The sequence below is a fragment of the Anaerobutyricum hallii DSM 3353 genome, from assembly GCF_000173975.1.
Classification (GTDB): Bacteria; Bacillota; Clostridia; order Lachnospirales; family Lachnospiraceae; genus Anaerobutyricum; species Anaerobutyricum hallii.
The window spans coordinates 1-23,685 of the sequence record NZ_ACEP01000106.1 but is presented as its reverse complement, the minus strand read 5'-3'; the positions used below and the strand labels follow the sequence as shown (position 1 = coordinate 23,685).

At 39.5% G+C, this 23,685-nt stretch carries 24 protein-coding genes and 1 riboswitch; of the genes, 1 reads left to right on the top strand and 23 read right to left on the bottom strand.

The annotated features are described in order from the left end of the window. Positions 1-10: 10 nt before the first annotated feature. The 15 genes from EUBHAL_RS10735 to EUBHAL_RS14915 all read right to left on the bottom strand — a co-directional run bounded on the left by EUBHAL_RS10735 (position 11) and on the right by EUBHAL_RS14915 (position 16,700). Positions 11-616 carry a cytidylate kinase-like family protein gene (locus EUBHAL_RS10735; protein ID WP_005349290.1) on the bottom strand — a complete coding sequence of 202 codons (606 nt, stop codon included), beginning with the start codon at positions 614-616 and terminating at the stop codon, positions 11-13. A gap of 218 nt (positions 617-834) precedes the next feature. Then, positions 835-2,049, bottom strand: a complete 1,215-nt coding sequence (locus EUBHAL_RS10730) for an aspartate aminotransferase family protein (RefSeq protein ID WP_022170031.1) — start codon at positions 2,047-2,049, stop codon at positions 835-837. A gap of 309 nt (positions 2,050-2,358) precedes the next feature. Then, the gene (locus EUBHAL_RS10725) at positions 2,359-3,489 is read right to left on the bottom strand and encodes an iron-containing alcohol dehydrogenase (RefSeq protein ID WP_005349288.1); all 1,131 of its coding nucleotides are present in this window, start codon (positions 3,487-3,489) and stop codon (positions 2,359-2,361) included. A 630-nt stretch (positions 3,490-4,119) separates the two neighbouring features. Further along, positions 4,120-5,307: a PucR family transcriptional regulator gene (locus EUBHAL_RS10720; protein WP_005349286.1), complete on the bottom strand. Its 1,188-nt coding sequence runs from the start codon at positions 5,305-5,307 to the stop codon at positions 4,120-4,122. 138 nt (positions 5,308-5,445) lie between these two features. Beyond that, positions 5,446-5,871, bottom strand: coding sequence for a YwiB family protein (locus EUBHAL_RS10715; RefSeq protein ID WP_005349284.1), 426 nt, complete (start codon positions 5,869-5,871; stop codon positions 5,446-5,448). A gap of 4 nt (positions 5,872-5,875) precedes the next feature. Next, positions 5,876-6,937, bottom strand: a complete 1,062-nt coding sequence (locus tag EUBHAL_RS10710) for a D-alanine--D-alanine ligase family protein (protein ID WP_005349282.1) — start codon at positions 6,935-6,937, stop codon at positions 5,876-5,878. A 124-nt stretch (positions 6,938-7,061) separates the two neighbouring features. Beyond that, complete coding sequence (locus tag EUBHAL_RS10705) at positions 7,062-8,003, bottom strand: PHP domain-containing protein (protein ID WP_005349280.1); 942 nt, start codon at positions 8,001-8,003, stop codon at positions 7,062-7,064. A gap of 32 nt (positions 8,004-8,035) precedes the next feature. Continuing rightward, positions 8,036-8,881, bottom strand: a complete 846-nt coding sequence (locus EUBHAL_RS10700; protein ID WP_005349278.1) for a class II fructose-bisphosphate aldolase — start codon at positions 8,879-8,881, stop codon at positions 8,036-8,038. A 389-nt stretch (positions 8,882-9,270) separates the two neighbouring features. Then, on the bottom strand, positions 9,271-9,993 hold the full coding sequence (locus tag EUBHAL_RS16380; protein ID WP_005349274.1) for a GntR family transcriptional regulator: 723 nt from the start codon (positions 9,991-9,993) through the stop codon (positions 9,271-9,273). A 232-nt stretch (positions 9,994-10,225) separates the two neighbouring features. After that, positions 10,226-11,743, bottom strand: coding sequence for an FGGY-family carbohydrate kinase (locus EUBHAL_RS10690; RefSeq protein WP_005349272.1), 1,518 nt, complete (start codon positions 11,741-11,743; stop codon positions 10,226-10,228). Positions 11,744-11,939: 196 nt separating this feature from the next. Then, positions 11,940-12,665 carry a deoxyribose-phosphate aldolase gene (deoC, locus tag EUBHAL_RS10685; protein WP_005349271.1) on the bottom strand — a complete coding sequence of 242 codons (726 nt, stop codon included), beginning with the start codon at positions 12,663-12,665 and terminating at the stop codon, positions 11,940-11,942. A 52-nt stretch (positions 12,666-12,717) separates the two neighbouring features. After that, complete coding sequence (deoC, locus tag EUBHAL_RS10680) at positions 12,718-13,443, bottom strand: deoxyribose-phosphate aldolase (RefSeq protein ID WP_005349269.1); 726 nt, start codon at positions 13,441-13,443, stop codon at positions 12,718-12,720. Beyond that, positions 13,440-14,396: a transketolase family protein gene (locus tag EUBHAL_RS10675; protein WP_044923095.1), complete on the bottom strand. Its 957-nt coding sequence runs from the start codon at positions 14,394-14,396 to the stop codon at positions 13,440-13,442. The genes deoC (EUBHAL_RS10680) and EUBHAL_RS10675 overlap by 4 nt, the downstream gene beginning before the upstream one ends. Continuing rightward, entirely contained in the window at positions 14,386-15,234 is an 849-nt protein-coding gene (locus EUBHAL_RS10670) for a transketolase (protein WP_005349266.1), read from the bottom strand. The genes EUBHAL_RS10675 and EUBHAL_RS10670 overlap by 11 nt, the downstream gene beginning before the upstream one ends. Before the next feature lie 455 nt (positions 15,235-15,689). Beyond that, complete coding sequence (locus EUBHAL_RS14915; RefSeq protein ID WP_005349262.1) at positions 15,690-16,700, bottom strand: anthrax toxin lethal factor-related metalloendopeptidase; 1,011 nt, start codon at positions 16,698-16,700, stop codon at positions 15,690-15,692. Between the two features lie 183 nt (positions 16,701-16,883). After that, positions 16,884-16,966, bottom strand: a riboswitch (cyclic di-GMP riboswitch). A gap of 132 nt (positions 16,967-17,098) precedes the next feature. Between EUBHAL_RS14915 and EUBHAL_RS16925 the strand changes: the two genes are divergently transcribed. Further along, positions 17,099-17,164: a DUF6783 domain-containing protein gene (locus EUBHAL_RS16925; RefSeq protein WP_308806062.1), complete on the top strand. Its 66-nt coding sequence runs from the start codon at positions 17,099-17,101 to the stop codon at positions 17,162-17,164. Positions 17,165-17,217: 53 nt separating this feature from the next. Here the strand turns inward: EUBHAL_RS16925 and EUBHAL_RS10655 are convergent, their stop codons facing one another. The 8 genes from EUBHAL_RS10655 to EUBHAL_RS14905 form a co-directional block, all read right to left on the bottom strand. Further along, entirely contained in the window at positions 17,218-18,282 is a 1,065-nt protein-coding gene (locus EUBHAL_RS10655; RefSeq protein WP_005349260.1) for a type IV pilus twitching motility protein PilT, read from the bottom strand. Between the two features lie 26 nt (positions 18,283-18,308). Further along, positions 18,309-18,851, bottom strand: a complete 543-nt coding sequence (locus EUBHAL_RS10650; RefSeq protein WP_044923090.1) for a hypothetical protein — start codon at positions 18,849-18,851, stop codon at positions 18,309-18,311. 215 nt (positions 18,852-19,066) lie between these two features. Continuing rightward, positions 19,067-19,483 (bottom strand): PulJ/GspJ family protein, encoded by a 417-nt coding sequence (locus EUBHAL_RS14910; RefSeq protein ID WP_005349257.1) that lies wholly within the window; start codon positions 19,481-19,483, stop codon positions 19,067-19,069. Further along, complete coding sequence (locus EUBHAL_RS10640; protein ID WP_005349256.1) at positions 19,480-19,965, bottom strand: DUF4860 domain-containing protein; 486 nt, start codon at positions 19,963-19,965, stop codon at positions 19,480-19,482. The genes EUBHAL_RS14910 and EUBHAL_RS10640 overlap by 4 nt, the downstream gene beginning before the upstream one ends. 179 nt (positions 19,966-20,144) lie before the next feature. After that, the gene (locus EUBHAL_RS10635) at positions 20,145-20,483 is read right to left on the bottom strand and encodes a hypothetical protein (RefSeq protein WP_005349255.1); all 339 of its coding nucleotides are present in this window, start codon (positions 20,481-20,483) and stop codon (positions 20,145-20,147) included. Positions 20,484-20,499: 16 nt separating this feature from the next. After that, positions 20,500-21,555 carry a type II secretion system F family protein gene (locus EUBHAL_RS10630; protein WP_005349253.1) on the bottom strand — a complete coding sequence of 352 codons (1,056 nt, stop codon included), beginning with the start codon at positions 21,553-21,555 and terminating at the stop codon, positions 20,500-20,502. Positions 21,556-21,909: 354 nt separating this feature from the next. Continuing rightward, entirely contained in the window at positions 21,910-22,869 is a 960-nt protein-coding gene (locus EUBHAL_RS10625; protein ID WP_005349252.1) for a transglutaminase-like domain-containing protein, read from the bottom strand. Positions 22,870-23,020: 151 nt separating this feature from the next. Then, positions 23,021-23,685, bottom strand: a 665-nt coding sequence (locus EUBHAL_RS14905) for a stage II sporulation protein R (protein ID WP_005349249.1), incomplete at its 5' end; no start/stop codon positions are given.

Sequence of the window (23,685 nt, the reverse complement as noted above, 5' to 3'; positions counted from 1 at the left end):
CCTGTCCCTCCTATTCGTGAAATACTTTCTTTGCTACTTCTTCAATGAGTTCTGCAGTTCCGTCAACGCCTAAAAGACTGCTGTCGATCAGCATATCTCTGTTATGACGGTCACCACGGTTACTTCCTGTCAGAGCAAGATGTCTCTTATGATAACGTTTATCTTTTTCTGTAATAAATAACTTTGCATCCTCGGCAGAAAAGTTATGGCTCTTCATAACATTTTCAATTCGAACATCTTCCGGGGAATAAATAAAGATTCGCAGTATTGGTTTCTGCTCTTTTAAAATGTAATCAGCAGAACGTCCGATAATTACACAGGATTCTCTGTCTGCAAGTTTACGGATAATTGTTTTCTGGACGTGAATCGCGCGCTGCGTTAAATCCGCATATTTGGAGAAAGAACCTCGAACATCACCTTCTGCACCTTTTCCGGCGATTGTTCCACCTTCTTCTACCTTTTCCATGATGTCTTTAGGAATACCAACTTCCTTGATAATCTTATCAACCGTATCACGGTCATAAAACTTTATTCCCAAATCCTTTGCAACTTTTCTTCCGATCATGTTGCCTTTCGCGCCATATTCGCATCCTATCGTAATAACAAGATGTGCCATATTTTTTTCCTTTCTAACTTCTATAATCTTTTAATATAAATGTCGGCTATAATGCTCACTTTATAAAAATGTCATCTTTAAAAATTTGTAACTATTCAGAATTCATTCGCCAAATATATCTGCGACGTTTCTATCTCTGTCTGCTTTTTCTGTTCTTTCAACTAGAAAAAGAAAAGGGCATCACAAACTCACTTGTGACACCCTTGCCTAATAACGTCTTAACATAATGCTTTTACAGCTTCTTCAATAATCGCACAAGCCTCATCGCACTGTTCTTCTGTAACAATCAGTGGTGGAATCATACGAATGACATGTGCCCCGATTGCTGTGATAAGAAGCTTTCTGTCAAGGCATCCATGTTTTACTTCCACACCGGAAATCTCATCATCAAATTCTACACCAACGAGGAGTCCCTGATGTCTTACTTCTTTTACATGTGGAAGTTTCTCTAATTTTGCTGCGAAATAATCTCCAACTTTCTTTGCATTTCCTGCTAAGTCTTTGTCAAGAAGTTCTTCTACTTCTGCCAAAGCTGCTGCACAACTGATTGGATGTCCACCAAAAGTTGTTCCATGAGAACCTGGGGTAAATGCTTTAGATACTTCTTCTGTTGCACAGATAGCACCGATTGGCATTCCGCCGCCAAGACCTTTTGCCATAGAAACGATATCTGGTTTTACTCCATAATTCATATAAGACATTACTGCTCCGGTTCTGCACCATCCAGTCTGTACCTCATCTAACAATAAGAGCATTCCCTTTTCATCACAGAATTCTCTAAGTCCTTTTAAGAACTCTGGTGTTGCAGGATGAACACCACCTTCGCCCTGTACCGGCTCAACCATGATAGCGATTGTATTCTCAGTACATGCATTCTTAAATGCTTCTAAATCATTATATGGCGCATAGGAGAAACCATAAGTCATCGGACCAAAACCAACCTGGCATCCATTACCCGGCTGACCTGTTGCGGACATGGCACCAAATGTTCTTCCGTGGAATCCCATCTTAGCAGTTACGATATGATATTTATTAGGGCCGTATTTTTCAATACCATATTTACGAGCCATCTTAATCATCGCTTCGTTCGCTTCTGTACCGGAGTTCTGATAAAAGATTTTATCCATTCCAAGAGTCTTACAAACCTTTTCAGCAAGTAATGCCTGTGGAATTGTGTAAGGATAATTAAATGTATGCATGATATCGTCTACCTGATCCTTAACTGCTGCAACAACCTTTGGATTTCTGTTACCAGCGTTATTTACAGCGATACCTGCATAAAAATCAAGATATGGTGTACCATTCTCATCGTAAATATACATTCCCTCTGCTGTCTCAGCTAAGAAATCAAAACGCTCGTAAGTCTCGATCATATATTTATTTACTTTGTCCTTAATATCCTGTACTGTAAGTCCTGTATCTTTTAATTTCATGATAAAATCCTCCTTATTATCTAAAACTTTCATTTTCTTTTTACAAACCGGTTTTTATCATATGGGAAATGACATCTTCCCCATGAAACAAAAAAAGCAAAGACACTTACAAATTGTTGTAAGCACCTTTGCTTTAACTGTCTATTATTTTGTACGCTTATACAATATCACGTCTCTCTTAATCTGTCAACAGGTAATTTAAAAAGATTTTTTGTAGATTTCAGACTCTAAATTCGAATGTTTTTGGTTTTTCCATTGCATTTTGTCTATTATATTGTTCATACAATTTGACAGACAATCCCAGAATTACTACAAAGCCTTTCTATATATCTCAGCGATTTCTTCCTGCGTAAATACCACTGGATTGTTTGCTACGCCTGCGGCGGATACTTTCATGCAGTTTTCCGCCATCCACGGAATATCCTCCTCTGCGATGCCGAGGTCGGACAGTTTGCATTCTAAATCAATGGCTTTTAAGAGTTCACGGATTTTATCTGCACAGTCAGCTGCGGATTTTCCGCCAAAGATTTTCGCGATGTTTCCGAATTTTTCTTCGTCTCCTTTATAGGATGCATCAATGACTACTGGTGTTAAGGCTGCAAGTCCCTGGCCGTGTACGATGTTTTTCAGTCCGCTGGCTGGATGTTCCATTCCATGTGCGAGGGTTACTCTGGCTGTGTTGATTACCATACCGCCGATTGTACTTGCCATTGTGATATTTTCCCACTCTTTTTTGTTTCCAGTTCCGTTGTATACAGAAACAAGGTTATTCGCAATGAGTTCAATAGCGTATAAGCTCAGTGCATCTGTGAGTGGCTGTGCGATTTTGGATGTGTATGCTTCAATATTATGGCATAATGCGTCAAATGTAACGGATGCGAGTACTTTTTTCGGCATTGTCATCATACATTCCGGGTCTACGATGGACACTTTGGCTACGATGGCATTACAGCGGAGAGACTTTTTATCCCCGTTATCAGGATTGGTGAGAACAGCAAATCCATTTCCTTCTGAACCGGTACCGCAGGTTGTAGGGATGAGCACTAATGGCAGGGCGTTATCGCTACGCAGGCGATTATAGATGTAATCGTTGATATCCCCATCATTTTTACTTAAAAATGCAATCGCTTTTGCACAGTCCATGATACTTCCACCACCGATGGCAACGACAACATCACAGCCATTTGCCTTTGCAAAATCTGCGCCTTCCTGCGCTGTTGTTGTGAGTGGATTCTGGCTTACTTTGTCAAAAAGAGCTGTTTCTAAACCTGCTGCTTTTAAGCTGTCGTTTACCTTATCATAAAGTCCAGACTTTTTTGCACTGCTTTTTCCAGTAACAATCAATGCTTTTTTACCATAAGGTCTGGTCAGTTCCCCTGTCTCTAAAACTTTTCCAGAACCAAATACAATGTTTACCGGCAGAAAATAATTAAATTCCATGATGCTTCCCTCTTTCTTTACTTTGCAAATATTATGTTTCTAAAATATATTTAACACCAGCTTTTATTTTTTGCCAGTATTTTTTTACTCATTTCTTCTATCTAAAATAGCCTTTGCCTTTGCTCCTGGTACACTTCCTGTAACTATTTTTGGTAATGCTTCTCTTAACATATCGAATTTCTCCTTAATTCTAAAAGAAAAAGGTGTAATCCCAGCGTTTGCTGTTATTGCACCTTTGCTTGTTTCCTATTTATTTTTGTTACTTATTTATTTCATGGCATTACTATAACACAATTCTTTGATATTGCCATCGTCACAATACACAAGGTTGTTGTGCAGCATTCATAATTGCTGTTTCATTCAAGGCAAAAGCAGAAGGACAGACGCCCGAGAAGAGAGCCTATGCCCTATATTTGTGACTTTCGTCGCGGCGGTTTGAATGCTCGCTTGCGCGCTCCCATTCAAACCTTGCTCCCAGGCCACAAATATAGGGGCAAGGTTCTCTTCTCGGGCTGTCTTTGGCTGGATTTTGTTTGAATTAGACAGGAAGGGATGAGATGCTGCGGGGAGGATGATTTGAGGATGAAAGTTGAGGGCTTTGATTTGATTCAGGCCAGCTACTGTCAGCCCTCAAATCAATCCCAAAAATTCATCAATCTGATATGCCATATACCAGTCGCTTCTATCTTTCGTGGAGTTGAGTGTTTTACCCGTGATTTCAGCGATTTTTTTCAGATGATAGGAGACAGTATTTCTATGCAGATAGCATTCGGTTGCGACTTCCCCGATATTTCCGTTAGTTTCGAGGTAGCATTTTAAAATACGGATGTATTCGCTGCCGGTTTCCTGATCGAATCGCTCTAATTCGCCAAGCATTTTTTCTCGATACTTTTCCAGTTTTTTGATATTGCCGATTGAGAGCCAGAGTCTGCTTATGCCGAGTTCTTCTTCCTGACAGATATTTTTGCCTTTTTGTCTTCCCCAGCGACATAAATAGGATAAGTCTCTGTATTTTTCCCACAGGTTTTCTACCACAGTTTCTTCGTCACCGACTGCCATGTAAAGTTCTTTTTGCCGGGCAAAGCTTTCTGAAAATGTTTTTATCTGTTGGATTACATTTTCCCTTTCTGTGCCTGTAGGCATTTTTGCTACGAGTGTGATATACAAATCTCGCTGAAAAATGACGGAGAGTACCTTTTTCTCAGCAAATATTTGCTGGCACTGCCGGATAAAGCGGTAGAAGAACTGGGTATTGTCGAATTTATCGTCTGCCTGTATATCTTTATTGGCTGGGAAATAGCACTGAATCATGAAGAATTCTGTGTCTTTATGGATATGATTCTCATGCAAGACAGGCATATACTGTTGTTCTTCTTTACGGGAAAAGATTGCTTTCTGGAGTGCAGTTTCCAATCCGTCCTGCTCCTGCATCGTTTTATAGATCAGGTTACATAAATCTCTGTTAAAGTCTACGAGATGGACTTCCCACGGTAATGTAAAAACAGGGAATCCTGCTTCTTCACTGTATGCAATAACGCCCCTCGGTACTCTGGTGATGTATTTTCCAATATTAATAACCAGACCGCTTGCGCCTGTTTCATGCAGGCTTTTTACAAATCGGACGAGTGTCTCTTCGTCCTTTTCCCTGATTCCAGTTGTGATAATAAGCTCTCTGCCTTTTAAAAAAGAGACATAATCCATCTCCTCGACGGTATGTACCCAGTCAACGAGATTTCTTAAGCCTCTTCCTCCGGCAACCAGCTTCATATTGTAACGGTGTAATGCCACCTCATAGATTTCTTCCAATATTATCGCCATTGTTACCTCTTTTTTAGTTTCTTCTATAAGTCATTTCACAAAATACTGCCAGACAAATAATGATACATAGATTAGTAATTCACGTCTTGGAATATTAAATGCTTTGCAGTATTTATAGTATTGCCATAGTTCTTCTTCCTACTCCATAAACTTCGCCAGCACCGTCAAATCATAATCTGATACCAACATTCCATTCATGATAAGAGAATATTTAAGCTGTAATTTAAAATGTGCATCTCCGTGTAATACACGGATTTTCTTCGTGTCGGACACCAGTTCCATCGGGCCTGCCGGGGACTGATAGAGGCAGTTCTTGTTATGCTCTGTGTCAAATACGAGTACAGAGTTGAAGTTGCCCGCTCCAGTTTTGCGGAGTTCTACGTTACCCGGAGAGATGGTGAGGCGGTTTTTAATGACCGCCCCTTCTTCTGTCCGCTCTGAATAAAAAATGTAATGCACACCATTTTTATGAATATAACTTCCTTCGGTAACCAGAGTGACGGGTTCTTCCTGATCGAACCCTTTCTGGATACCTGTTATCGTAAGCCAGACCTTTCTTGCCATAACTTTACACGTCGTATCTGTTCATTGCAAGATCGATAAGTTTCTGGACAAGAGCCTTTTTGCTTAAACCTCTTGCTTCCCAGAGCATTGGATACATACTGATAGCTGTAAAGCCTGGAAGTGTATTGATTTCGTTAAATACAACCTCGTTTGTATCTTTTGTCAGGAAGAAGTCTACTCTTGATAATCCGGAGCAGTCTAATGCTTTAAAGATTGCTACGGCATCTTTGCGGATTTCTTCTGCTTTTCCTTCTGGAAGTTCAGGATCTACGACCGTTCTGGATTCTTCGTTGTTGTACTTCGCATCGTAGCTGTAGAATTCTTCAGCAGATAATACTTCGCCAACACCAGAAGCCTTAGGCTCATTCATTCCAAGAACACCACACTCAATCTCACGACCTACGATTGTCTCTTCCACTAAAATCTTAGAATCGTGTTTTGCTGCAAGATTCAGTGCATCAATCAGTTCCTCTCTGTTCTCTGCCTTGCTGACACCCTGAGAAGAACCAGCTTTAGAAGGCTTTACGAATACAGGATATGGAACACCTGCTTCTACTCTTGCCACTACTTCATCCATGTGTGTAAGTTCATGTCTTCTTACGCCAACAAACTTTGCCTGACGTACCCCGATGGAATCTACAACGATCTTAGTGTAGAACTTATCCATAGAACATGCAGAAGCTAACACGCCACATCCTACATATGGGATTGCTGCTAACTCTAAAAGCCCCTGAACCGTTCCGTCCTCTCCGTTCATTCCGTGAAGGACAGGGAAAACAACATCGATAGAAATACGATCAACCTTGCCGTCTCTTTCTAAGAGAAGTTCCTTTCTTCCTGTATCCGGGCAGATATAAGCACTCGTCTTACTATTTACCCAGGAACCATCCTCAAGATGATCCAGTCTGTCAACTAACTTCCACTGTCCATCCTTTGTGATTCCTACCATAATTACGTTATAAAGATCTTTATCAATGTTTTCGATTACTGTTTTTGCTGAAACGAGAGAAACATCATGTTCAGAGGATTTTCCTCCCATAAGCACTACTATATTTTTATTAGCCAATATAATTCATCCTTTCAAAAGCTCATTTTAATTCATTTCACGCCTTATTCTAGCACATTGAAAAGCTTTTGAACACTGGATTTTAAAATAATTAAGATGTAACATTTACAAAAATTTTCCCTTTTTACGGCAAAATCCGCACTAATTTCTCATATTTCATGAAATCCTCTCTGGTAATTCCACACTCTCCAATTTCCCGGGGATTCTTTACACCTTTCTTTCCATCCGCATGATAATCGGAACCGCCGGAAATAATTAAGCCACGGCCTGCATAACGTTCTATCACTTCTTTTTTTATCTCGTCCTTTGTCATCGTGCCGCCGTAACTGGTCTTATCATATGTGTAAGAAGCTTCGATTCCATCAAGTCCAGCTTCAATTAAAACCTCTATAAATTCCTGTCTGGACATCTCTTTTCCTTTATAAGATACCGGCTCAGAAATAAGATACGGATGCGCCAGTATAATGATACCGCCAAGTTTATGAATCTCTTTGATAACAGAAACTGCATCCGGCTTCTCTCTCTTCACGCTAACTTCCTTACTGTTTTTCACATATAACTTTGCTTCTTTCCAGCTTTCCATATAGCCTTTTCTCGCCATAAGTTCAAAAATCATTTTCTTTTGAACAAACTGCTCCTGGACTGGGTAACCGTTATTCTGAAGAACTTCCTCCCAGGTCATTTCCATTCCCTGCTCGTTCAGAAGATCAATCAGCTTACGGTAACTGTTGACCTTACTGTTAATCGTAAATTCATCTAATTCTTTAAAATATGGGGCATTCCAGTCACAGCCAAGACAGACAAGATGTACATCATCAATATATGTCTCACAGGAAATCTCAATTCCTCTGAGAAGTTCAACTCCAATACCTTTTGCGTAGGCCGTAATCTCCTGTCTTTTGCCCCCGCCTAACTCTATCATCTCTGGCGGAACAATATCATGGTCTGTTATTGCCAAAATCTTCACACCGCGATGTACCGCGTGTCGAATATACTCTACAGGACTGTCATTTCCATCAGAACGATTGGTATGTCCATGTAAATCACATTCATAATTTGCCAGCATACTTTTCCCTCCCTGAAAACGTGTATTTTAAACTAGAAACTTGTTCTCTTTCCCGAAAATACTTCCAGATGCTTCTTCACTTCTTCTTTTACCGCATTTTCCACTTCGGTATCAAATGGAATCGGCGCAAACTTTTCACCGGAAAGAATGAGTTCTTTTGTCTTATCAAGGTACGCATTCTTCACTAATGTAGAAATGTTTACCTTTCTTCCGCCAAGTTCGATAAGACGGGTAAATGTTTCTGCAGATAATCCAGAACCGCCGTGAATTACGACTGGAGTTTTTTCTTTTCCAAGTTTCTCAACGAGTTCAAAATTAATTTTAGGAACACCGTGATAAATACCATGCGCTGTACCGATTGCCGGTGCTACCGCATCAATCTGGGAGCGCTCTACAAATTCCATCGTCTCTTCAAAGTCAGCACCAACGGCTTCATCACTTACAATTTCTTCTTCCACACCGGAAATAACTCCGATTTCTCCCTCAATCGCAACATTCCTGCTATGTGCATATTCTGCCATCTCTCTTGTATTTGCGATATTTTCTTCAAATGGCAGATGAGAAAAGTCCATCATAATGCTGTCCCATCCAGTATCTGCGCAAAGCTTTCCAAGTTCTTTATTACGGCAGTGATCAAGATGTAATGCAACTTCTATTTTCGCACCTTTTCTCGCAGCGTCCACAATATCATAAAGCTTCTGCGCTCCAAAATGTTCTACTGTCCCCGCAGATGTCTGGATAATCAGGTTAACACCGATTTCCTCTGCTGCTTTTACTGCTGCCTCTGCTGTCAGATAATTAAAAATATTTACTGCTCCTACTGCGATATTCTCTTCTTTTGCCTTTAACAGTACATTCATAAATCTGTTATTTTTCATGATGTTTCCTCCTTATTTTGTCATGCACTCTCGGAATCTTTTTGTGCTTGATTTTGTAAGAAAATTTTTGTCAGTTGTGCCCAGATTTTTGAGGTGTACGCAGTGCGTACGTTGATAAAATCCGGGTGCAGCTGGCGGAAAATCAGCCGTAAAATCAAGTGCGGGAAAGACTCCACGAGTACATATTCCCATAACAATATTTAACTTATATTCTCTTTTGATAGTCCCATAATATCATACTTGTATATACAAGTCAATATATAAATTCACACTACAGCATATTTAAAGAATACTTTCTGCAAATTGAGGCGTGAAGGTTGCAGGAATGATTTTTCAAACACGCTCTGACGCTATTCTTTCTAATCATTAATACATCTATTCTATCGTCTTTATTCCTCATACTGTAAACGGATTTTAATTCGGTCTCCACGAAATACGACTTTCGTATATTCATATGGGCGGCTAATCTCATCATAAAGAACATCCCTTAACAATAATAATGGGTGACCTTTTTCTACCGCTAAAAGTTCTGCTTCTTCGTTAGAAGCAACCACAGATTCTAATGTTTCGGATACTTTCTTTTTGTGAATCCCATAGTTCTCGCTCAAAAGCACACAAAGCTGTTCTTTCTCTAACATCTCTACTGTTAGCTTTTCTTTGTATCTTGCATTAATATAAGATATATGAAGACTGATCGGATCTCCCTTAATATAACGAACTCTCTTAATCTTAAATACAGACTCTCCTGGTAAAAGATTGAGCTTTTTAGCTACTGTCTCACTTGAACGCTCTTCCTGACATTCAACAATCCTTGTCTCAACCTCATATCCCATCTTCTCTAACTGCTCACGAATACCGATATAGGATGGACTGACTGTCACAATCTTCTCTGCAACAAACGTTCCCTTTCCCTGCACTCTGTAAAGAAGGCCTTCTTTTACCAGATCGGTAAGTACAGAACGGACCGTCATTCTGCTCAGTCCATAAATAGAACTCAATTCATTCTCTGATGGAATCTTTTCATTCGCTTTCCACTTTTCAGAATCTATTGCATCAACGAGAATATCTTTTAACTGTTGGTACAATGGTTTTGGACTATTTTTCTCTAACATATTTTTCTCCTTACCTGTACAATCTTATAATAAACTATAAAATAATATCTAATAATAGTCAAGTTATACTAATATATCTGCCATTTTTTCATAGTTATCTGTAATATAATTTATAAATAAATGAATAAATATATCAAAAAGCCGCGCCCAGGCACATGATACCCAGGCGCGGCTTTTCATTCTTTTTAAAAATCAGATATACTAAATACGATTATTTAAATGCTATTATTTTTTAGAAAATCTTCTTATCTAAAGCATCATATACATCACAAAATCTCTTATAAGCCGCATCATAGGCTGCGTAGTTATCTGGATTAGGGGTGTATTCTTTTGTAGTTCTGGCTACTTTTGCTGCCTCATGACAGTCTTTATAAGCGCCTACTCCAACACCTGCGTAAAGAGCTGCTCCAAGACATCCTGCCTCTCCATTTTCAAGAATCTGGATTGGATGTTTGAAAATGTCTGCCATCATCTGACACCATAATGGGGATTTTGCAGCACCACCGGCCAGGCGAATCTTGTCAATCTTAATTCCAGAATTTTCCTCTGCACGAATAATATCATACATTTCATAACAGATTCCTTCCATAACGGCGCGGGCCATGTCTGCTTTTCTTGTTCCAAGTGTCATTCCTACAAAAGTTCCTCTTGCTTTTCCATTGATTCTTGCTCCTCCAGCACCCTGAAGAAATGAAAGGAAGGTAATACCATTTGCTCCAATCGGTGAAGTTGCGATCTGTTTATTAATTAAATCATATGGGTCTTCTCCCTGTTCTTTTGCCATGAGTTTTTCATAGTCGCAGAACGTATCTCTATACCAGCGGTATGAGGAAGCAGCAGTATTGGAAAATGCTTCAATGGTGAAGTTTCCGCATCCATGATTTCCTTTTACTACAAGTCTTTCTTTTGGATCACGAATGGATTTATCAGATACTACGAAACAGGAGCCAAATGTTCCCATTACCAAAACAGCAGTTCCGTCATCAACTGCGCCCGCACCGAATGTACAGCAGTTCTGGTCATGTGCGCCCATACAGATTGGTGTGCCTACTGGAAGTCCTGACTTTTCCGAAACTTCTTTTCCGATATGACCTACAACTTTTCCTGGTTCTTTCACGATCTTTGCACGTTTTGAAAGGTCGATTCCCAAAATATCATGCATTTCTTTTGACCAACACTCGTTATCAACATCCATCATTCCCTCACGGCTTGCAGAAGAATAATCGGTATAGTAATCATCTGCTCCGAACTGCTTTAAGAAATAGTCCTGCATTGTGGAGAATAATGCTGTCTTTTCCCAGTTTTCCGGCTCATGTAATTTCAGCCATGCCAGTTTTGCATTGGAAAAAGTAGTTCCTACCGGGTCACCTGTCTGTTTGTAGATCTCGCTTCTTGGAATACGGCTTGTCAGGTATTCAATACCTTCGCCCTCACCTCGAAGATCCTGCCATCCAACCCAAGGTCTTAATAATTCGCCGTTCTCATCTAACATTCCGATTACGGAACCCTGGCTTGAGAATCCAAATCCAATAATATCTTCCGGATTAATTCCAGATTTATTAATTGCTGTCTTGATACTGTCATAAAAGTTAGGAAGTAAGTCTTCCGTAGTCTGCTCTACCCATCCTGGTTCTGGATAATAAGAAGGATATTCACGATAATCGCTTCCTACTAACTTTCCATCAAGATCAAAGATACATGTTTTACAACCTGTAGTTCCCCCGTCTAATCCTACTAAATACTGTGCCATATGTAACTCCTCCCTATTCAATTAACGTCTCCGTAAATGAACGAATACCTCCTCCAAAGATATATCGTTTGTATCTCTACTGGTATTTCCCTTATACCTTATCTCGGTTCAAGCACCTTATATTGTCCTTATGTATAAACCGTATTTTTTCTTAATATATCGGCCTGCCGCCTTATATTAAATTATCGGCTTATTCTTATTTATCTCCTGTGTACGCTGGTATTAAGCCGATTTTTCTTAAATCATCTACTGCATCAAGAATTTCTACTGCGGCTCTTGTTCCAATCAATTCAGCCCCCGCCTGAATGAAACAGAACGCATTCTGTGGTCTTGGGTCCTTCACTCCCGCAACCTTTACCTTTGTCTTTGTTCCCTTTACTGCATCTACCATGAGCATAACATCCTGAACAGATGGCCCGCCATACTGGCCTGTAGATGTTTTAACCCAGTCAATTCCTGCTTCACAGACTAACTTTGTTGCCGTCACGATTTCCTCTTTTGTAAGGAAACAGGTCTCAATAATCATTTTTGTCATTACGCCCTGTGCGGCATCCACATACTCTTTAAATTCTGCAAGAATCTTATCGTATTTTTTATCTTTTAAATCTCCAACGTTCATACAGTTATCAAGTACTGTTGCTCCTAAACGTACCGCTTCAGCTGTCTCAAAAGCCTTAACCGCACTTGACTGCTGGCCAAATGGAAATCCGATCGCTGCTCCGACCATGATATCTGTTCCCTTTAACTCTTCTGCTACAATTGGAGTCCATTCAGAAGATGAAAAACAAAATGCTTTACAGTTATATTCTTTTGCAATCTGACACCCTCTTCTGATGTCTGCTTCTGTTGACTGTTTTGGTAATACAGAGAAATCAAATAATTTACCCATATCCCATTTTGTCATTTTAGATAAATCAACCATAACTTTGCCCTCCCGTTTTCATATCTTCAAATCATCTATACTTTGCTATTATTTATTCTCCTTCATATGGAGGAATAATTCCAATCTTTCTCATTGTATCAAAGGAATCAATAATCTGTGGAGCCTGTCTTGTTCCGATAAGGTCTGCTCCTGCTCTTAAGAATACATATGCGTTCTGTGGTCTTGGATCTTTTACACCAGATACTTTTACTCTTGTATTTGTTCCCTTACAACAGTCAGCCATTAAGATTACCTGCTCGAGAGTTGGTCCTGCATACTGTCCTGTGGAAGATTTAACCCAGTCAATTCCAGCCTCAATACAAAGCTCACATGCTGCCTTAATCTCGTCATCTGTCAGGTAGCATACTTCAATAATCATCTTCGTCATTACGCCCTGTGCAGCTTCTACATACTCTTTAAATTCCTGTTTAATCTCATCGTATCTTTTATCTTTTAATGCTCCAACATTCATACAGTTATCAAGCACTGTTGCACCCATACGAACGGCTTCTTCTGTCTCAAATGCTTTTACTGCACTTGTCTGCTGTCCAAATGGGAATCCGATCGCTGCTCCAACCAGGATATCCGTCCCCTTTAATTCTTCTGCTACAATTGGAGTCCAATAAGAAGATGAAAAACAAAATGCCTTACAATTATACTTAATTGCTTCTTTACAGCAGTCACGGATAGTCTGCTCTGTTGTCTGTTTCGGTAAAATAGCATAGTCAAAACACTTTCCTACTTCTTTTTTGGATTTAATCTTTGAAAAATCAATCATTTGTTACCCTCCTCATTTTTTAAAAATTCTTTTATACCCCCATAAACTCCATCTGCATCTAACTTATAATAAGCCATCAGTTCATTATAAGGGCCATTGCTGGCATAGCAGTGCGGAATTCCATGCATTTTTATCGGAACGTTTATACCATTATCATTCAATGTTTCCATGACAATTGTTCCCAATCCACCTTTGATATAATGTTCCTCTATCGTCATGACTCTGCCTGTTTTCTTTACAGAATCACAAATAAGCTCTGCATCAATCGGCCACACAGTCGGCATTCCTATATGTTCCACCTGGATGCCTTCCTCTTCTAATCGCTCTACTGCCTCCATTGCTGCCATTGTCATTGAACCTGTCGTGATTAACGTAAGTGCCTCGCCTTCTGTAATCTTACGTCCTTTTCCAATGACAAATGGTTCTCTTTCAAAAAGTACCGGAATCTTTGGGTTTCCGATTCGCATATAAACCGGGCCATTCATGGAAAGCATTGCCTTTACTGCTTCTTCAATCTCATATGGATCCTGCGGTGCTAAAATAGTAACTCCCGGAATCATTCGAACAATTGCAAAATCTTCTAACGAATGATGTGTCGCACCAAGATCGGAATAAGTAATCCCACAGTTTCGGCCTACTACCTTTACATTCTGCTTCATGTATCCAAGATCATTTCGAAACATTTCAAATGGTCTTGCCGTTACAAACGGTGCGATTGCACAAAAAACAGGTACTTTTCCTGTAGTGGCCAGTCCAGAGGAAATTCCGATGACTCCCTGTTCCATGATTCCACATTCAAAATATCTGTCTGGATATTTCTCAATGAATTCTCCAAATCCAGAACTTTTACCACTGTCGGCAGAAAGAACAACAATATCCTCATTCTTTTCCGCCTCCTGTGTCACAGCTTTTCCAAATGTTTTTCTCGGGTCCATGTAATTATCAAATTTCATCTTCATACCCCCTAAGCTGTTCCATCAAATCTTTTTCTAATGCATCACAATCTTCCTTACTTGGATTCCAGTAATGATAGGACGCCTTGCCTTCTCCTTCTTTCAGTCCCTTTGCCTTTACAGTATGAGCAACAATCATAGATGGTTTTCCTTCTTCAAATGGTAATGCATCAAATGCTTCCACGATTTCATCCATATTGTTTCCATCAATTTCTCTTACCGCCCAGCCAAATTCTCTAAACTTATCTCCAATTGGAGTAAAATCCATTACATCGGTAACCTTACCACTAATCTGTAATCCGTTAAAATCTACAATTGCTGTAAGATTATCCAGTTTATAATGCGCTGCTGCCGCTGCTGCTTCCCAGTTAGAACCTTCCGCTAATTCGCCATCTCCTAAAATGGTGTATACCTTAGATGGCTTCTTATCCAGCCGTAATCCCATTGCCATTCCTGTCGCAATAGAAAGGCCATGCCCCAACGCACCAGTACTTGCCTCTACTCCTGGAAGCTTATGCATATTCGGATGTCCTGCCAGCTTAGAATGTAAATGTCCGTATGTATCCAGAATTTCTTTTGGAAAATATCCTTTTTCAGCTAAGACTGCGTACTGTACCATACTCTTATGTCCTGCTGATAAAAGGAACCTGTCCCTGTCCTCCCAATCAGGCTTCTCTGGATTTACATTCATCTTGTAAAAATATAATGCGGTAACCATATCTATAGAAGAATACGTTCCTCCAATATGACCATGACCACTGGCTCTCAACATTCGAACTACATTCAGCCTGCATTTCGCTGCTGTTTCTTTCAAACAGCGTATAGTCTCCCTTCTCATCTTTCTCCCCCTCCAACACCTTAAATATTCCGTGTCGTTCTTGTATATACAACTATATGCCACATTATACAAAATGTCAAGGTTTTTTCATTAGATTTTATATTTTATATGAATTTTTATACATACTCCTCCTTAAAAGCATCCTGAAAGCAAAAAACCAACAAATAACATGCCTCTCTCTCATCCCTCTATTTTTTCCCAGCCCTTTAATAATTTTTTCTCCATACAAGGGCAGGTCCCAGAGAAGGACAATATATAAAAATGTGCCTTTGAGCAAGCTCTTAACACGAGTGCGGTAAGCAAGTGTTAAGAGTTCAGTGAAACGAAGCATTTTTATATATTGTCCTTCTCTGGGACCGTCTGTTTATTCTAAAAAATTACTAAAGGGCCAGGTACTACATTACCTGACCCTTTTAATTATTCAATTAATCTAAAATTAGAATAATTAACTCATATTATTTGTTGATGCTCCAATACCATCCATATGCATTACGGAAAGCCTTCACATCACTGCTGGAAAGGGAGCTTACCATCTGGCTGATATAGCTGTATGTCTTAGGACGCTGGCTCTTTAATGCAGATGGATTCTCTGTGTAATCACGGAATGATTCTGCAAAGTATTCTGCTGCATCCTGTGTTACATATGCTTTATTGTTGCCTACATAAGCGGACTTCTCTTCATTATAAATTCTTGTAAATTCTGAGGACTGATCAATCTTCTTACCATTGCGTCCCTTTAATGCAGATACGAAATGGCCTAACTCATGGAGTAAGTATGAGGACTGACCTCTCTTTAACTGGATATTATGATTCTTTGTACTAAACACACCAGTTGTTGCTAATTTGGAATTAATCTTAAGTTCAAATCCAAGGTTTACAAAGGCATCATAAACTTTAGAATCTACATGGCCTTTAATATCACTGAACTTGGAAATTGCAAATCCTGAACTGGAAACTGCTGTAGAAGCTCCTACAGAAGCAGCATTATTCGTTGTAGTTGTTGTAGTTGTTCCAAATGTCTGAGTTGTTGTCTTAACAGTTGTAACTACTGTAGTCCGAATTGTCTGTACTTTGGATTTCTTCTTAGTAGATGTCTTCTCTGTAGTCTGAACAGTTGTCTCTGTTACAGTCTGTACGGTAGCTGTCTTCTTTGTACTCTTCTTCTTAGAAGTCTTCTTCTTTGTCGTTGTTTTAGTCTTTTTCGCTGCTTTCTTTAAAGTCTTCTTCTTTGTCGTTGTCTTAGTTGACTTCTTAACAGAAACCTTTGGTGCGCTGGCTAATGGTACTTCTTCTTCACCAGCTACGATCTCATCTGTACCTGTCTCCGGCATAGTATCTGTGATATCTGCAACTGTTAATCCTGTACCGCCATTACCTGTATAAAAAATAACACCCGCACATAAAACAAGAGCTACTACTAAATAAGCTGCAGAAGCTAAAAACGACTTGTTACTTCTTTTCTTCATAAAAACTCCTCCTTTTCTGATAAGTGCCTCGCTTATGGCATTATCAAATGTTACGAGTTTATTATGAGAATATGCGGGGATGAGGACTATGTCCTCTTAATTCTACAAAAAAACCGCCTATATCTCTAGCAGATACACACGGCCACTCATAATATTCGATAATATTATCCATACGCATCAAAACGCGGCAACCGGCTGTCATAGGCTATGCCCTTAGACCCTTGGCTTTGCGTCCCCTGCTTTCACAAGGTTTGCCCACTAGAACATATTAATTTATTATTTTTATAATAACACAGAGGATTCGTCACGTCAATATTTTTTCCCAAATCCGTACTAATTGTACACCTTTAAAAGTTATCCACCATACTAGAGCGTGTTTGAAAAATGCTTTCTGCAAGATGTGCGTCGCAATTTGCGGGAGATTTCGCCTGAATGAGGGCGGCGTAGCGGGCTACGTCAACTGAATGAAGGCAAAATATACCGTAAATTGAGGCGTGCAGGTTGCTGGAATGATTTTTCAAACACGCTCTAAAAGCTTTTGTGCCATTAATTCCGGAGCCGTTGCATAATCCAGTGCCGTCTCCCTCGTTATTTTCCCTTCTTTATATAACTTTGTAATATACGAATCCATTGAGAACATTTTCTCCTGCCCAGAAGAACCGATGAGTCCATCTATCTGATGCACTTTATTATCTCGAATCATATTTTTAATCGCACGGTTGACTGTCATAAGTTCAAATGCCGGAATGAGTTTCCCTTCTTTATCTGGTAAAAGCTGCTGGGAAACAACCGCATTCAGTACGGAGGCAAGCTGTACGATAATCTGTCTTTGCTGATTAGCCGGAAATACATCAATAATTCGGTCTACCGCGTTGGCTGCCCCCAGTGTATGAAGTGTAGAAAAAACAAGATGTCCCGTTTCTGCGGCTGTCATCGCAATATTAATAGTCTCATAGTCACGCATCTCTCCAAGGAGGATAACATCGGGGCTCTGACGAAGAGAAGCCCTGAGCGCTACTTTATAGCTTTCTGTATCAGAACTCACCTCACGCTGGCTTACAATACTCTTTTTATGACGATGCAAAAATTCCAGAGGGTCTTCCAATGTAATGATATGTTCTTCCCTCGTGCTGTTAATCTGTTCAATCAGACAGGCAAGTGTTGTAGACTTTCCACTTCCTGCGGAACCTGTTACAAGAACAAGACCCTTTCTGTATTCTGCAAGCTGCATAATCTGAGATGGGATACTAAGCTCTTCTGGATTTGGAAGCCGGAATGCAATCAGACGGATTACTGCTGCCAGAGAGCCTCTCTGACGGTAAGTAGAAACACGGAATCTTCCTAAGTTTGGAATAGAGAAGGAAAAGTCATCATCTCCATTTTTCTCTAATGTTTCTATCTTTCTTTCCTGTGCAATCACATAAATATCTTCTATTAACTTACGGGTATCTTCTGGCATCAGACGATCCCCCACCCTTATCATCTTTCGATTAATTTTATAAGTTAAAGGTAATCCGGCTACGATAAATAAATCAGATGCACCCTTTCCCGTTGCTTCCTGTAAATATTCCTGTATTCCCATTTCGTCTCCCCTCCAATGTTATAATGTTATTCGCCACTCTGATATACATCCAGAGAATCATCGGCCTGCCAGTCATCTGATGAGCAAAGTTTCCATTTTTGTATGTAATACTGTGGATAACCTCCTGTTTCATCTAGCTGTAATGTAACAACGAGCTGCTGGCTCTTTGAAACGCTTTCTGTCAACTTTATCTGGCTTTTCGCAACTTTTTTAATATCCTTCTGAGACTGCTTCTGCATATTCTTTACAGTTTTCACTTTTATCTTTTTCTCGGTACTCTTAGTCTCCGCAGTTTTTATTTCTGCTTTTTTTTGACTACTCTTAGCCTCTGTAGTTTTTGTTTCTGCTTTTTCCCGAAGTTCCTGATTCTTCTTCGCCAGCTGCTCCTGCACATTATTCACTGCCTCGTAATATTGTGTGGTATGCTTTGCTGTCTTTTTACTAAGAGAATAGTCTGAAACTGCATTTTCCAGAGACAGAACAGCAAATGCAGCAAGGCAAATATTCATAAAAATTAAAATGATAAGTGAGATACCGACATTCATTACAGGGATTTCTCTTTTCTTCATAAATAAAATCCTTTCGTTTGCCATAGGCGGAAACCCACTACCTTTAGGTGGTGGGAGGAGCCTTGTTAACTGTTACCCAATATGCTAGCAATATCTATCGGAGATTAAAGGTCGGAGGTGTAAGCCGTTAGTACGACTGGGCAGTTACAAGCCCATGACCTTTAGGTCGTGGGTAGTTGACTCTGGAATGTACTTGTCCATGATATCTCGTTCTTTTAGGGTATATAAATACTCAGGTTCAAATGATAGATTTCTTCTTTTTTCGAACTTTCTCCTTTAGAATTCTCTCCAGAATACACCGCAATTTTTACCTTTTTTAAATCGTCTTCCTGCGCCTGATTCTGTGCCTGCGTTACTTCCAGCCAGTACATCTTTTCTTCTTTATCACACTGATTCCAGTCTTTATCATAATAAACAGAAATATTATCCAGAGAATCTATATCCTTTTCTAAAATTTCTGCCATAGATGCCGCTTCCTGCTGAGCCTGATACAGATTTTTTGCATCCTGACTCATATTGTGGGACTTTACAAAAAACTGTATACAAATTCCCGCTGTAATGGAAAAAAATAAAATACAGATCATTAATTCAATTAAAAATAATCCCGATCTGGAATGTCTTACTCGTTTCATTTGCTATCTTCCCCGTATATTCTTATATACAATAATTCTTCTTGTCCGTCTCCGCTAAGTTCTATCTGCAACAAATCCTCCTTTTGCTTCGTAACAGAAAATGTATCTGCTGAAACAAGTTCCTGCCCGCTGCTCCAGACAACATCACGTCCTTTTTTTGTAAAAAGTTCCCGCAGCTTGCCTTTATACAAATAAATGTATGTCACATAGTCGCTATCGCCCTCTTCATAAAGTGCAATTACTGTCTGCCCGTCTTGTGAAAGAACTTCTATCTGAGATTCACTGCTGTACTCCCGCACCTTTTCCTGCAAATACGTTGCCGCTGTCCGAATAGTATAATTCTGCTTTAATCCATCCGTTGTATCCTGGTATACATGGGCACCGGAAAGAACCAATGCCAGTGCACAAAATCCAAAAAGAAGAATAAAAATCAAAGGAAAAACCGTATCAATTGTATGTATTTGTTTTTGTTTATTGTTCATAGTGCTTCCCTTTTCTTTTTATTATAGTTATTTTTATACTTTTACTCTCATGATTTTAACTTATTGACTTTTTCCCTTCTAAATTTCAATTCTCCTACTTTTTATCTTCGATTTAATAAATTCTTAATTTCATAATTATCTTTGATTCAATAAGTTTTTGCCCTCATAATTTTTCTTCTTCATTTTTTACTTTCCTGTAAAGGTATCACTTTGACCTCCGGTCTGATGTTTTTAGCAATAATCTCATAGGTCACTTTATACTTGCTTTCATCCCATGTGATTCCATAATGCTTTTTCAGATAATCAAGTGAATCTGGATAGGCTCCCTCTACAGAATAACAATGTACTGCTGACTGAACTACTGCATTTTTCAGGCTTTCCTGCTCTTTTTGTGCTGTAGCATTCGTCACAGAATTCACTCCATAAAATAACATTACCATCATCAAAATGAAAATGCATACCGGCAAAATATATCCTTTTTTATAATCTTTTTTCTTTTTTTCTACATTCTGTTCCATCGTAATTCATCACCTGCTATCCAATCACAGAAAGTATCCCCATAAGAGGCATCATTACGGATAGTAACATTCCTCCGACAAGCACAGAAAGCACAATGACAAGTGTTGGTTCAATAACTGATACAAAATTCTGAATATCTGCAGTTACTTCACCATCAATCTGTACTGCAATTTTAGAAAGTGCCTGATCTGCCTCTCCCGTTCTTTCTGCAATCATGATCATCCTTGACTGAAGCGGGGAATAAATTTCTGTTTCCCTGATTACTTTAGAAAAAGACTCTCCTTCAAACATTTTTTCTTTGCAGTTCATTAACTTTTGCTTCGTTTCCTCATCATTTTCAAGCAAGGTTGCTGCCATGTCAAAGGAACGTCCATAATCCATACCGCTCTGTAATGCCATAGAAAAAGCAGACGATACTCTGGCACTGTTCAGTCTTTTTACAATAGACTTTGTAGAAAAAACCTTTCCTGTCAGTCTGCGTAATGCCACATTGCCTTTTGTTGTTTTTAAGAGCCACCATACCCCGACTGCAAATACGCAAAGAAGTACTGTCGGAATAATCCAGTACTGTTTCAAAGCTTCTCCTGCCTTTAAAAGAACGGCACCTGGCCCAGTAATCTGCGTTCCAAGCTGCTCATACACCTGATTAAATACCGGTACAACCTTTACAACCATTACGAGCATAATTGCAAGAAGCATACATAGAATCATTAAAGGATAAGAAATCGCATTCTTAATATCCTGCATCGTATTCTCTTCCCGCTCATAATATGCGGCAAGCCCTTTCATCACAACATCCAGATTACCTGTTTCCTCTCCTATTTTCGTCATTTGAATCACATAACTTGGAAAAAGTCCAGTTTTTGTAAGTGCCTCATGAAAGATACCTGTTTCTTCAAGACACATTCTCATATCCTCATACATTTTTTTATATTCTGTATTGTGCAGCTCCACATCCTCTTCCATAATGGAAATGCCTTCAAGCATTGATAATCCCGACTCCAAAATCATCCCGCTCTGCTCACAAAATACAGCTACTTCGCTATTTGATAACATTTTGCGTCCTTTCATATGTATTTATTTTATATTTATCTCAGTCGAGAAGACTCCCACCTCTTCAGGTGATGAGTAATAGTAAATTTTTCTCAGTGGGAGTCCAATCTCCGACTGAGATAAACGCTCCGCGAGGATGCGCAGTGATTCTGATAGGAACATGTCAGCTTCGCTGACCAGAATCACGCGCCAAGTCTCACGGACGTTCGACTTGAACTTGTAATCATTTACAAATCAAAAATATTTGCAAATTCTCATTTAAATTATCCGCCTTATAGAAACCAGCTCTTTTAGACTCAAATAATCGCTTAAGTAATTCAAGAATGCCGGGGCATTCTTGAATTAGACAATAATACTTTTGAGTAATCTGTTTTAATGTATATATTCTATATTATAATTTGAGGAATCGGTAATAAAATCCTGAATTCCTTCGCCGCCTCCTGCTGCAAAAGTCGGATCCATCATCGTCCAGTTCTTTCCGTCAAATTTAATGACGTTATCTACCCAGCCCTGCTCATCTAAATAAGTACTGATCCATGCATGGTAAATGTTCGTTGCATAGCCAATATCAAGGCGCGTCGGAATTCCCGAAGAGCGTAGCATTGCTGTCATCAGCGCCGCATAGTCAAAACAGATTCCTTTTTTGGTCTTCAGTGTGTCATCCACATTCGGCAGATAACCACTTTTTACCGTTGCTGCCTTTTCATCGTCATAAACAATATTCTTTATAACATACTCATACACTTCCTGCACTGCCTCAATCTCCGTCTTACCTTTTGTAAGCTTCTTCGCCAGCGCAACAGTCTTTGTATTCTCATCAAAATTCACATACTGATTAGAATATAAAAACGGAAGAACTTCATTCTCCAGTGTCACATCTACTATCTTGGTAAAAACAACCGCATATCGGTTATCTCCCACATTCTCATATGCCGTTACTGCATAACTTCCATCTCCGGCAGTCAGCGGCAAAGCGTTGTATTTCCCATCTGGGTCAAAATAATATCGATACGGAATGTTATCGCTGCCCTCTACCTGAATCAACAGCTTGTCTGCACTCCCCGTATACGCTGCCATAAAATATCCCTGATCTGTATGCGATAAATCAAGCTTCACGCCCTCATGTTCTTCTGTCACTTTTCCATCTGCCTGTGGAAGAAAAATCTTTCCTTTATGATAGTAATTCGGAGCAGCGCTGGAACTCTCCTGTTGCTCTGTTCCTGACTCTGATGTTCCAGTTCCAGAAGTCCCACATCCTGCCAGGCAAAATATAAGTAAAAAAATGTTTCCTATCCATAATAGACGAGAAATAATCTGTTTTTTATTCTTCATTCTCACGTTACCGTCCTATGATAATGTTACTTAAGATTATACCGCATTTGGTGGAAAGTTCCAAGAAAGAAACAGATGTTTTTGCCGACTAGCTAAAGCTATTGGTAACGAAGAAAGCATCCGAAGAATGTATTGATTTTATTCTGTTGTGCTAAACGCTCCTTTTCGCCCAATAGGGCAGAAACTTCTTTAATTTGGTGAAATAATGTTTTGTTTTTTCCAGCCATTTTCCCTGAGTTAATTCTGTGATCTTTTTCCACTGTTTTTTTCCGCTTTCGGAGAGGGTAAAGTTTTTTTCCGGGGTGTAGCAGAGGTTGGGATAGAATGCACACCACCAGTTATGTCCGGCAGCTTTGCCAATATCTACCCGGAGTGCCTGATATTCTCCTGCGGGGAAAATAGCAGTTCCGTAATGGCGTATTGGAAATCTTTCTTTGGTAAAGTAAACACGGACAGGCTTCCCGTCTGAAGCGTTCGCTGCCACCTGTGCGATTTCTTCTGTTTTTTCTGCAAGATTCTGTTTCAATTCCTGTGCGGAGTCTGCTCTGTATACATCCTCCTTTACATAACGCAGTACCGCATCTCTGACAATAAGCTTTCTTTCCTGGGCTTCCTTTTTATCAGAATCTGCTCTCACATGAAATCGCAGAGTGTTATCGTATATTGGACCGGTTTGTTCTAAATATACCTGATACAGCAGGCTGTAACTAAATAGTAAATATATTAAAAGTGTGAATGATATTGTTATTTTATTAAAAGTCTTCATAGGTGGAGTATTACCATTTAATTCGAAGAATAAACAGACGCCACCGAAGA

Excerpts from the sequence above, each read along its gene's own strand:
- EUBHAL_RS10625 (WP_005349252.1), bottom strand. The coding sequence starts at position 22,869 with ATGAAGAATAAAAAACAGATTATTTCTCGTCTATTATGGATAGGAAAC.
- EUBHAL_RS10705 (WP_005349280.1), bottom strand. The coding sequence starts at position 8,003 with ATGCTGGCAAATTATGAATGTGATTTACATGGACATACCAATCGTTCT.
- EUBHAL_RS10640 (WP_005349256.1), bottom strand. The coding sequence starts at position 19,965 with ATGAACAATAAACAAAAACAAATACATACAATTGATACGGTTTTTCCT.
- EUBHAL_RS10730 (WP_022170031.1), bottom strand. The coding sequence starts at position 2,049 with ATGAAATTAAAAGATACAGGACTTACAGTACAGGATATTAAGGACAAA.
- EUBHAL_RS14915 (WP_005349262.1), bottom strand. The coding sequence starts at position 16,700 with ATGAAGAAAAGAAGTAACAAGTCGTTTTTAGCTTCTGCAGCTTATTTA.
- EUBHAL_RS10720 (WP_005349286.1), bottom strand. The coding sequence starts at position 5,307 with ATGGCGATAATATTGGAAGAAATCTATGAGGTGGCATTACACCGTTAC.
- deoC (WP_005349271.1), bottom strand. The coding sequence starts at position 12,665 with ATGGTTGATTTATCTAAAATGACAAAATGGGATATGGGTAAATTATTT.
- EUBHAL_RS10675 (WP_044923095.1), bottom strand. The coding sequence starts at position 14,396 with ATGAAATTTGATAATTACATGGACCCGAGAAAAACATTTGGAAAAGCT.
- EUBHAL_RS10690 (WP_005349272.1), bottom strand. The coding sequence starts at position 11,743 with ATGGCACAGTATTTAGTAGGATTAGACGGGGGAACTACAGGTTGTAAA.
- EUBHAL_RS10650 (WP_044923090.1), bottom strand. The coding sequence starts at position 18,851 with ATGAAGAAAAGAGAAATCCCTGTAATGAATGTCGGTATCTCACTTATC.
- deoC (WP_005349269.1), bottom strand. The coding sequence starts at position 13,443 with ATGATTGATTTTTCAAAGATTAAATCCAAAAAAGAAGTAGGAAAGTGT.
- EUBHAL_RS10630 (WP_005349253.1), bottom strand. The coding sequence starts at position 21,555 with ATGAAAGGACGCAAAATGTTATCAAATAGCGAAGTAGCTGTATTTTGT.
- EUBHAL_RS10735 (WP_005349290.1), bottom strand. The coding sequence starts at position 616 with ATGGCACATCTTGTTATTACGATAGGATGCGAATATGGCGCGAAAGGC.
- EUBHAL_RS10700 (WP_005349278.1), bottom strand. The coding sequence starts at position 8,881 with ATGAAAAATAACAGATTTATGAATGTACTGTTAAAGGCAAAAGAAGAG.
- EUBHAL_RS10725 (WP_005349288.1), bottom strand. The coding sequence starts at position 3,489 with ATGGAATTTAATTATTTTCTGCCGGTAAACATTGTATTTGGTTCTGGA.
- EUBHAL_RS10715 (WP_005349284.1), bottom strand. The coding sequence starts at position 5,871 with ATGGCAAGAAAGGTCTGGCTTACGATAACAGGTATCCAGAAAGGGTTC.
- EUBHAL_RS14910 (WP_005349257.1), bottom strand. The coding sequence starts at position 19,483 with ATGAAACGAGTAAGACATTCCAGATCGGGATTATTTTTAATTGAATTA.
- EUBHAL_RS10670 (WP_005349266.1), bottom strand. The coding sequence starts at position 15,234 with ATGAGAAGGGAGACTATACGCTGTTTGAAAGAAACAGCAGCGAAATGC.
- EUBHAL_RS10635 (WP_005349255.1), bottom strand. The coding sequence starts at position 20,483 with ATGGAACAGAATGTAGAAAAAAAGAAAAAAGATTATAAAAAAGGATAT.
- EUBHAL_RS16380 (WP_005349274.1), bottom strand. The coding sequence starts at position 9,993 with ATGTTAGAGAAAAATAGTCCAAAACCATTGTACCAACAGTTAAAAGAT.
- EUBHAL_RS10655 (WP_005349260.1), bottom strand. The coding sequence starts at position 18,282 with ATGGGAATACAGGAATATTTACAGGAAGCAACGGGAAAGGGTGCATCT.